The following is an 8137-nucleotide window of genomic DNA, read 5'->3' on the forward strand; positions in this document are numbered from 1 at the left end:
ATGCGTCAGCGCCGAATGATGAACCAGATCAACGTCGTGCCCTACATCGACGTAATGCTGGTATTGCTTGTGATTTTCATGGTCACCGCCAACATGGTGCCCAGCGGTACCGTGGACCTGCCGAGCATGGAACGCGTCGCGCAAGCCAAACAGGATCCGCTCGTGGTCACGGTGGAGGGCCGAAACAGCTGGAAGCTGCAGGACCGCAGCAAGGGTGCTGCCACAACAACGATCGGACGCCAGGAACTGGTCGACCAGATCCGTACCGCGCGCACCGCGAACCCAGGCCAACCGGTGGTCATCGCCGCAGACCGCAGCATCCGCTACGAGGACGTGATGGATCTGATGAACTGGCTGCAGTCCAACCAGATCGACAGGGTCGGGCTTCTGGTGCAACAGGGCAAGTAAGGCATGAATCACCTGCTGCACCGCCCGGCACCTGGCAAGTGGAGTTCCGCTGCCTTCAGCGTACTGATGCATGGCGGACTTTTTCTGCTGCTCTTTTACGGCGTGCAATGGCAGCGCCGCGAAGAAGCCCCGGTCGCGGTACAGCTCGTAGCCAGCCTGCCCCCTCTTTCGCAACCCGCTCCCCCTGTACCGCCAGCGCCCCAACCCGTTCGCCCGGAACCACGGCCCGAACCTCCACCGCCCCCTGTTGCCAAGCCGGACATCGAACTGAAGGCCCCGGAAAAAAAGCCGCTCCCCCAAAAGAAGGAAGAGCCGAAGCCCGAGCCGCCAAAGCCGGAACCCGCACGCAAGGAGCCCCCCAAGCCGACGCAATCGCAGCCCGTACCACAGCCGGAGAAGAAGCCTGCGCCGAAGCCCGAACCAGCCAAGCCTGATCGCATGCAGCAACTGCTTGCACAGGAAAACCAGCGGTTGGAGAATGCGCGCGCCGAGGCCTTGCTGAATGCGGACAACTCCCGCAAGAGCACGGTCGTCAGCAATGTCCGCGGGCTGGAAGAACGCGAAGGCGTGCTCGGAGGCTGGAAACATCAGGTACAGGAACGGGTGCGCAGCCGCATGGGTGTGCTGCCTCCGGGCATCACTGGCTGTCCTACGGCGGTCTTCGAGGTGGAACTTCTGCCCGTGGGGCTGATCAAGAGAGAACCTGTGCGCATAAAAAGCTCGGGCAGCGAGGCGCTGGATGACATGATCCGGCGCGCGATCATTGCGTCCGAACCGTTCCCCAAGCCTCCCGATGAGGCTGTAGGCAAACCCAACCGTTTCGAGTTCGACCCGAAAAACTGCAAACAGCGCTGAAAATGAGGCCAGCTTCATGTCCCTGACCCGCATCCTTGCCCGCATCCTTATCCCAATCGCAGCCTTGCTGCTGAATGGTGTGGCGCAAGCGCAACTCACCATCGAAATTTCCGGCACGGGAGAAAACCGCATCCCCGTGACCATCGCGCCCTTCGCAGGCGAAGGTCTGCTCAATCAGAGCGTCAGCGAGGTCGTCCAGCGGGACCTCGAACGCACCGGCCTGTTCCGCCTGATCCCCACCGGCAGTCTGCTGGCGGTCGAGAATGTGGCGCCGGATTACCCTGCCTGGCGCTCGCTGGGCAGCGAGGCACTGCTCGTCGGCAGCATCAGCGCACTCGCCGACGGCCAGCTCGAAGTGCGCTATCGCCTGCATGACGTCAGTGGGCAACGCGAGTACTTCGTCCTCAAGGTGAATGTCCGGAACAACCAGGCACGCGCACTGGGCCATCACATCGCCAACAAGGTCTACGAGCAATTGACCGGACAACGCGGCTACTTCTCGACACGCATCGCATACGTCGAGAAGCGCGGCAGTCGCTACCAGCTCATGGTCGCCGACTACGACGGAGAGAATGCCGTGCCGGCTCTGATCCTCAATGAGCCAATCATTTCGCTGTCCTGGTCGCCCGATGGCAAGCGGCTGGCCTACGTAAGCTTCGAAAAACGGAAACCGGTGGTCTATGTCAGCACGCTGGCCACTGGCGCACGTACCGTACTCGCCAACTACAAGGGTTCGAACTCGGCCCCCGCCTGGTCGCCGGACGGCCAGCAGCTGGCGCTGACGCTCACTCGCGACGGCCATTCCCAGATCTACCTGGTGAATGCCAATGGTTCCGGGCTGCGTCGCCTCACCAATTCCAGCGGGATCGACACGGAACCTTTCTTTTCGCCTGACGGAAGCATGTTGTATTTCACTTCCGACCGGGGGGGTAGCCCACAAATCTATCGTCAGCCGCTGGCTGGTGGGGAAGCGCAACGCGTAAGCTTCAACGGAGCGTACAATGTCACTCCGCGCATTTCCCCGGACGGCAAAACTCTGGTATATGTGTCGCGCAATGACGGCCTGTTCCAGATATCGAAAATGGATCTGGCAACACAGGAAAGTCTGGTCCTGACCAACTCGGCCCAGGATGAGTCACCCAGTTTTGCACCTGACAGCCGCACCATTCTCTATGCAACAGAGATGGGCGGTCGTGGGGTGCTTTCGGTGGTTTCCATTGACGGTCGCACGCGTTATAGACTGAATGATCGCAATAGCGATCTGCGTGAACCGGCTTGGAGCCCGCTTGAAAAGTAATACCTGTAGTACCGCGATTGTTTTACCCATAAAGAACCCGGATCAGGAGAAAGTCTCATGAAGAAGTCGCTCGTAATCACCTCCCTGCTGGCCCTGCTGCTGGCTGCTTGTAGCTCCACGCCCACCACTGCTCCGGTGGAACCGGCCAAGCCCGCCGCCGCGCCTGCCGCGCCGGCTCCCGCCAAGCCTGCCGCCGCTCCCGCTGCTGCCAAGCCGGGCCCATTCGATCCTTCGAACCTGACCAACCCGAACAGCCTGCTCTCCAAGCGCAGCGTGTACTTCGAGTTCGACAAGTACGATATCCAACTCGACTACTGGAGCCTGCTTGAAGCTCATGGTCGCTTCCTGAAGGCCAACCCCGACTACCGCACGCTGATCCAAGGCAACACCGACGAACGTGGCTCGCGTGAATACAACCTGGCGCTGGGCCAAAAGCGTGCTGAAGCCGTCAAGGAAAACCTGAAGCTGATCGGCGCAACTGACGCTCAAATCGAAGCCGTGTCGCTGGGTGAAGACAAGCCCCGTGCATTGGGCAAGGACGAAGCCGCCTGGGCCGAAAACCGCCGTGCAGACATCCTCTACAAGAACAGCAAGGATTCTGCTGCTGACTTCAAGTAAGCAACAGCCGACCTGCTGAGCTGAACCTGCGGCCCGAGCCGGCGGCCTTCCGCCGCTTCGGGCCGTTTTTCATCCTGCCATTGCCTGGCATCAATCAACACATGGCCTTGGAGATTGCATCGTGAACCTGCGCGCACTCAGCCTGATCATCCTGCTTGTTGCCTCACTGCCGGCGCATGCACTGTTCGGTGACGACGAAGCACGTCGTCGTGTCGAAGACCTACGCCAAAGCACCGACGCACGCTTGCAGAAGCTTGAAGCCACACAGGAAGTTCACGCACGCTCCCAGATCATGCTCAACGCCCAGTTCGAGCGTCTGCGGCAAGAAGTCGCAGAGATTCGCGGGCAGGTCGAGATTCTGCGCAACGACAGTGATCTGGCCCAAAAGCGTCAGAAAGACTTCTATATCGACCTTGATGCACGTCTGCGCAAGCTGGAGACGGTGCTCGCCCAACTCAACGCCACCCCGACCCAATCGGCGCCCGGGATGGAGCCTGCTCAGGAAGCCAAGGAGTACGAGGCAGCGATCGGTACTCTGCGTAGCGGCAAGCATGTGGATGCAATCATTGCCTTGAAACAGTTCATCAAGAACTGGCCCAAGAGCAGCTTCCTGCCGGGAGCACATTTCTGGGCAGGTTCCGCATTGCTGCAGGCACAGGATTTCGCGAGCGCCAAGGAGTATTTCGCCAAGGTATCCGCTCAATGGCCGGATGACATTCTGGCCGCCGATGCATTGCTTGGTCAGGCAGATGCAGAGCAGCAGCTCGGAGACAACAAGTCTACGCGCGCCACGCTGGACAAACTGGTCGCCAAGTATCCTTCCAGCGATGCTGGGAAGACGGCCAAACAACGGATAGCGAAGCTCAAGAAGTGAGCAGTCCCCGTTCCAGCACGCGGTTACGCATCAGCGAAATCTTCCACTCCCTGCAAGGGGAGTCAACGCGCGTCGGCCTGCCCACCGTCTTCGTGCGTCTCACAGGATGTCCACTACGCTGCGTCTGGTGTGACACTGAATATGCCTTCACTGGCGGCCAGATACGTACGCTGGATGACGTGCTCCAGGAGGTTGCCGGTCATGGTGCTCACTATGTCTGCGTCACCGGCGGCGAGCCACTCGCGCAGAAAAGCTGCCTTGTGTTGCTGACCGCACTGTGCGACGCGGGCTACTCGGTTTCTCTGGAAACCAGCGGAGCATTGGACGTGGCGGATGTTGATCCTCGCGTATCGAAGATCATGGACCTCAAAGCACCAGGCTCCGGGGAGGTAAGCAAGAACCGCCTGACCAACCTGGCCCACATCGGCCTTGCCGACGAAATCAAAATGGTCCTGGCGGACGAAGCTGATTACCTCTGGGCGCGCGAAATGATCGCGACCCATCGCCTCAGCGAACGTTGCTCTGTGCTGGTTTCCCCGGTCCAGGGGAAGCTGGATCCTCAGGATCTTGCCGCATGGGTTCTGCGTGATCGCCTTGCAGTCCGGATGCAGCTTCAGATGCACCGCATCATCTGGGGCGAACGCACCGGAGTATGAAAAAGGGCGCTTCAAGCGCCCTTTTTAATTACCGGTCAATCACAGGATCAACGTCAGTCGTTGATACCCTGGCTTGCCAGATATTCCTCATAGGTTCCACGATAATCCACGAACTTGCCGTCTCCCTTGATTTCCAGAATCCGCGTAGCCAGCGAATCAACAAATTCGCGGTCGTGCGAAACGAAGAACAGCGTCCCAGTAAAGTCCATCAAGCCGGAGTTCAGTGACTCGATCGATTCCATATCAAGGTGGTTGGTCGGCTCATCGAGCAACAGCACATTCTTGCGTTGAAGCATCAAACGCCCAAACAGCATGCGCCCTTGCTCTCCCCCCGAGATCACCTTGACCGACTTCTTCACATCATCGCCCTTGAACAGCAAACGGCCGAGCGTGCCACGAATCAGCGTTTCGGCATCATCACCGTCGTAGCCCCCCTCACGTACGTAACCTGAAATCCAGTCGGTCAGACTTTCAGCGGCCTGAAAATCCGCAGCGTGATCCTGGGCGTAATAGCCCAGCTTCGCCTTTTCGGCCCACTTGATGCTGCCTTTGCCTGGCTGCAATTCACCCATCAGCAGCTTCATCAGAGTCGTCTTGCCGACGCCGTTTTCACCGATGATCGCTACGCGGTCTCCTGCGTCATAGGCAACTGTCAGCTTGTCGATGATCCTCTGCTCAGCCTCATAGCCAAACGACAGATTCTCGATCTCCACCGCCTGGCGATGCAGCTTCTCCTTCTCATCGAAATCGAAGCGTATCCACGGATACTGGCGACTGGATGGCTTGAATTCGTCGATCTTGATCTTCTCGATCTGTTTGGCACGACTGGTCGCCTGGCGCGCCTTGGATTTGTTCGCAGAAAAGCGCCGCACGAACTCCTGCAGTTCCTGTACGCGCTCCTTGGCCTTCTGATTGGCCGCAGCCTGACGCTCACGGGCCTGCGTCGACGCCTCGGTGTAGTCGTCCCAGTTGCCGGGCCAGACCTGAATGCGCCCATAGTCGAGATCCGCCATATGGGTACACACCTGATTCAGGAAGTGTCGATCATGGGAAATGATGATCATCGTACTGTTGCGATTGTTCAGTACGTGTTCCAGCCAACGAATGGTATTGATATCAAGGTTGTTGGTCGGCTCATCGAGCAGCAGGATATCCGGATTCGCGAACAGCGCCTGACACAGCAGCACACGTAACTTCCAGCCTGGCGCCACCTCCCGCATCGGACCATTGTGTTGCTCGGTCGGAATGCCTACCCCCAGCAGCAGCTCGCCAGCACGCGCTTCGGCCGTGTAACCGTCGTACTCGGCAAACTTCGCTTCCAGCTCGGCTGCGTGCATGTAGTCTTCTTCCGTAGCCTCGGGGTTTGCGTAGATCGCATCTTTCTCCCGCATGCAGGCCCACATTTCCTCGTGGCCCATCATCACTACGTCCAGAACACGCACCTCTTCATAGGCAAACTGATCCTGGCGCAGGAAAGCCATGCGCTCACCGGAATCCAGTGCCACATTGCCTGCGGACGGTTCGAGCACTCCCGCCAGGATTTTCATGAACGTCGATTTGCCGGCGCCGTTGGCGCCGATCAGGCCATAACGGTTGCCGTCACCGAACTTGATCGAGACGTTCTCAAACAGGGGCTTGGCCCCGAACTGCATGGTGATGTTGTTGGCGATAAGCACAGCTGGCCTTCCTGAAAAACCGAAGCCCCGGCACATGCCGGGGCCGCAAAGAGCGTGATTTTAGCGCAGCGCAAAAATCCCCGATAGCTCAGGCAGTTGCCTCGTGCGCAGCACCAGTAGATAGGCTGCCCGGCACGGATCTGATGATCCAAGCAATGGGCTATGCGACGACTATCCCTCGCAGGCATGACGACCACACCACGCTCAGACCACTCACCCAACTCCATCAGACGTACAGAGTGACACCAAGGCCGACCAAGGTCTTTAACCAACAAAACAGCTTTTTAAATGCCAGGTGATTGATATAAGATTTGCACTTACACAGGTATTCTCTAATTTGAGAGTTCTATGTAAGAAATACAAGCAATCAAACAAATGCCGTCGTACTGCACAAGGCACTTCCCTCAAACGGAAGCACCTTTGAGAGCGCGGCAACAACTCAAGTCAAGCATAGCTTCGGGAAGGACCACACACACGACCTACACACCATGCGATGCCTTCGGCACTGAATCCTGAGGCACCACACAGCACCAAGAAGTCCCGACCTTTCTGGTCGGTCAGCTTTCAATGGGAAGTACAAGGAGACATTCAATGCAACATCAAACCAAGGCAGCGGCGTCAGCTTTGCTGCTGAGCGTCCTGCTCATCGCATGCGGTGGTGGGGAGCTCGTCGAGCGCGGCGTCCTCTTCGACCCCGGCTTCGTCGAGCTCGTCGAGCAGCGATGGCACGGGCGCCTCATCCAGCGCCTCATCGTCGAGCACCTCAAGCTCATCGTCTTCAGGTAGTGGCTCCGTCAGTATCCCCCTTGCTTTTACTCAGCAAAACTTGACATTTGCTGGCGGTACAGCGGCAACGAACACCACAGCGACCATCAGTGGCAGCACTGTTGAACTGGCCACCAACAAAGGAAAATTCGAGAGCGCCAAGGAGGGTTATGCTTTTGCAGGCCAGACAATCAGCGGGGACTTCACAATCACCGCTACAGTCGCCAATGTGACTGGCAGCATGACAACCAGCACCTCTCATCAGTATCGTGCAGGCGTCATGTTGGGCGACACCACGGACTCGGCAGTGGCTCCTGTCTATGCGCATTCATCCTTTGGCGTATTGAGTGCGGGCTCCTATAGCTATATCTATGCAAGCAGGGTTGCAGTCAGTGGCAGTGTCAGCAAGGGACCTGCCGCTGCCAGTGCCATCGCAGTAACGCCCACTGACGGCTCGCTGGTACTGCGGCTCAACCGGACAGGTCTGGTAGTCACGCTGTCCTACTCGACGGATAAGGGCAGCACTTTTACCAGTGCATCTCCGGTCACTTTTGCTGCGCTGCCTGACAGCGTAAGCGTCGGTGTCTTCGCCGCCACTGGGGGAGTTGCGACCATCACGTTCTCCAACATCACCATCACACAGCCGTAATCAAGGAAAATCATGGAAAGCCTGGTTATCCAGGCTGCGCTTCAACGGCGACCATCAGGTCGCCGTTTTTTTATTACCGCATGGCCTCAATGCATCTTCCCTCTCTGTTGCCTACGGCTTCGGGTGTAAATTCAGTATTTTTATCGAAGAAATGCCTTTTTAAATGTTACCGGTATGATGTAGGATTTTCACTTACGGCCGTTTTGGTCGTGGAGGAGACTTCGGGGAAGCCCCCTGGCTGGCTGTAATTGGCAGCCGTGCCGCAGTAGAGCACTGCGGACCATTGAATCGCCCCGGGTTTCCTAGACAGCCCCGAGCTTCATGAAATACTGTTTTTCA

The 8137-nt window shown here is 58.0% G+C and carries 9 protein-coding genes; 8 read left to right on the top strand and 1 reads right to left on the bottom strand.

The annotated features are described in order from the left end of the window. The 6 genes from BGI27_RS12315 (at position 1) to queE (ending at position 4708) form a co-directional block, all read left to right on the top strand. A complete protein-coding gene (locus tag BGI27_RS12315) occupies positions 1–408 on the top strand; it encodes an ExbD/TolR family protein (protein ID WP_095525163.1) in 408 nt (135 codons plus the stop codon). A gap of 3 nt (positions 409–411) precedes the next feature. Then, on the top strand, positions 412–1263 hold the full coding sequence (locus tag BGI27_RS12320) for a TonB C-terminal domain-containing protein (RefSeq protein WP_095525164.1): 852 nt from the start codon (positions 412–414) through the stop codon (positions 1261–1263). A 16-nt stretch (positions 1264–1279) separates the two neighbouring features. Then, a complete protein-coding gene (gene tolB, locus BGI27_RS12325; protein ID WP_095525165.1) occupies positions 1280–2560 on the top strand; it encodes a Tol-Pal system beta propeller repeat protein TolB in 1281 nt (426 codons plus the stop codon). Between the two features lie 57 nt (positions 2561–2617). Then, positions 2618–3178 carry a peptidoglycan-associated lipoprotein Pal gene (gene pal / locus BGI27_RS12330; protein ID WP_095525166.1) on the top strand — a complete coding sequence of 187 codons (561 nt, stop codon included), beginning with the start codon at positions 2618–2620 and terminating at the stop codon, positions 3176–3178. A 121-nt stretch (positions 3179–3299) separates the two neighbouring features. Continuing rightward, positions 3300–4052 (top strand): tol-pal system protein YbgF, encoded by a 753-nt coding sequence (gene ybgF / locus BGI27_RS12335; RefSeq protein ID WP_223871784.1) that lies wholly within the window; start codon positions 3300–3302, stop codon positions 4050–4052. Further along, positions 4049–4708, top strand: a complete 660-nt coding sequence (gene queE / locus BGI27_RS12340; RefSeq protein WP_095525167.1) for a 7-carboxy-7-deazaguanine synthase QueE — start codon at positions 4049–4051, stop codon at positions 4706–4708. The genes ybgF and queE overlap by 4 nt, the downstream gene beginning before the upstream one ends. A 53-nt stretch (positions 4709–4761) precedes the next feature. Here queE and BGI27_RS12345 read toward each other — a convergent pair whose 3' ends face one another. Next, positions 4762–6384 carry an ABC-F family ATPase gene (locus tag BGI27_RS12345; RefSeq protein WP_095525168.1) on the bottom strand — a complete coding sequence of 541 codons (1623 nt, stop codon included), beginning with the start codon at positions 6382–6384 and terminating at the stop codon, positions 4762–4764. A 591-nt stretch (positions 6385–6975) separates the two neighbouring features. On the opposite strand from BGI27_RS12345, the gene BGI27_RS12350 reads away from it, so the two are divergent. Both BGI27_RS12350 and BGI27_RS12355 read left to right on the top strand, forming a co-directional pair. Then, positions 6976–7170, top strand: a complete 195-nt coding sequence (locus tag BGI27_RS12350) for a hypothetical protein (protein WP_095525169.1) — start codon at positions 6976–6978, stop codon at positions 7168–7170. A gap of 40 nt (positions 7171–7210) precedes the next feature. Continuing rightward, the gene (locus BGI27_RS12355; protein ID WP_095525170.1) at positions 7211–7798 is read left to right on the top strand and encodes a DUF1349 domain-containing protein; all 588 of its coding nucleotides are present in this window, start codon (positions 7211–7213) and stop codon (positions 7796–7798) included. The last annotated feature ends 339 nt before the right edge of the window (positions 7799–8137 follow it).

The organism is Candidatus Dactylopiibacterium carminicum (assembly GCF_014736495.1).
GTDB classification, from domain to species: Bacteria; Pseudomonadota; Gammaproteobacteria; order Burkholderiales; family Rhodocyclaceae; genus Uliginosibacterium; species Uliginosibacterium carminicum.

Coding starts and splice junctions, on each gene's coding strand:
- tolB (WP_095525165.1), top strand. CDS start 1,280: ATGTCCCTGACCCGCATCCTTGCCCGCATCCTTATCCCAATCGCAGCC.
- BGI27_RS12350 (WP_095525169.1), top strand. CDS start 6,976: ATGCAACATCAAACCAAGGCAGCGGCGTCAGCTTTGCTGCTGAGCGTC.
- BGI27_RS12320 (WP_095525164.1), top strand. CDS start 412: ATGAATCACCTGCTGCACCGCCCGGCACCTGGCAAGTGGAGTTCCGCT.
- BGI27_RS12315 (WP_095525163.1), top strand. CDS start 1: ATGCGTCAGCGCCGAATGATGAACCAGATCAACGTCGTGCCCTACATC.
- pal (WP_095525166.1), top strand. CDS start 2,618: ATGAAGAAGTCGCTCGTAATCACCTCCCTGCTGGCCCTGCTGCTGGCT.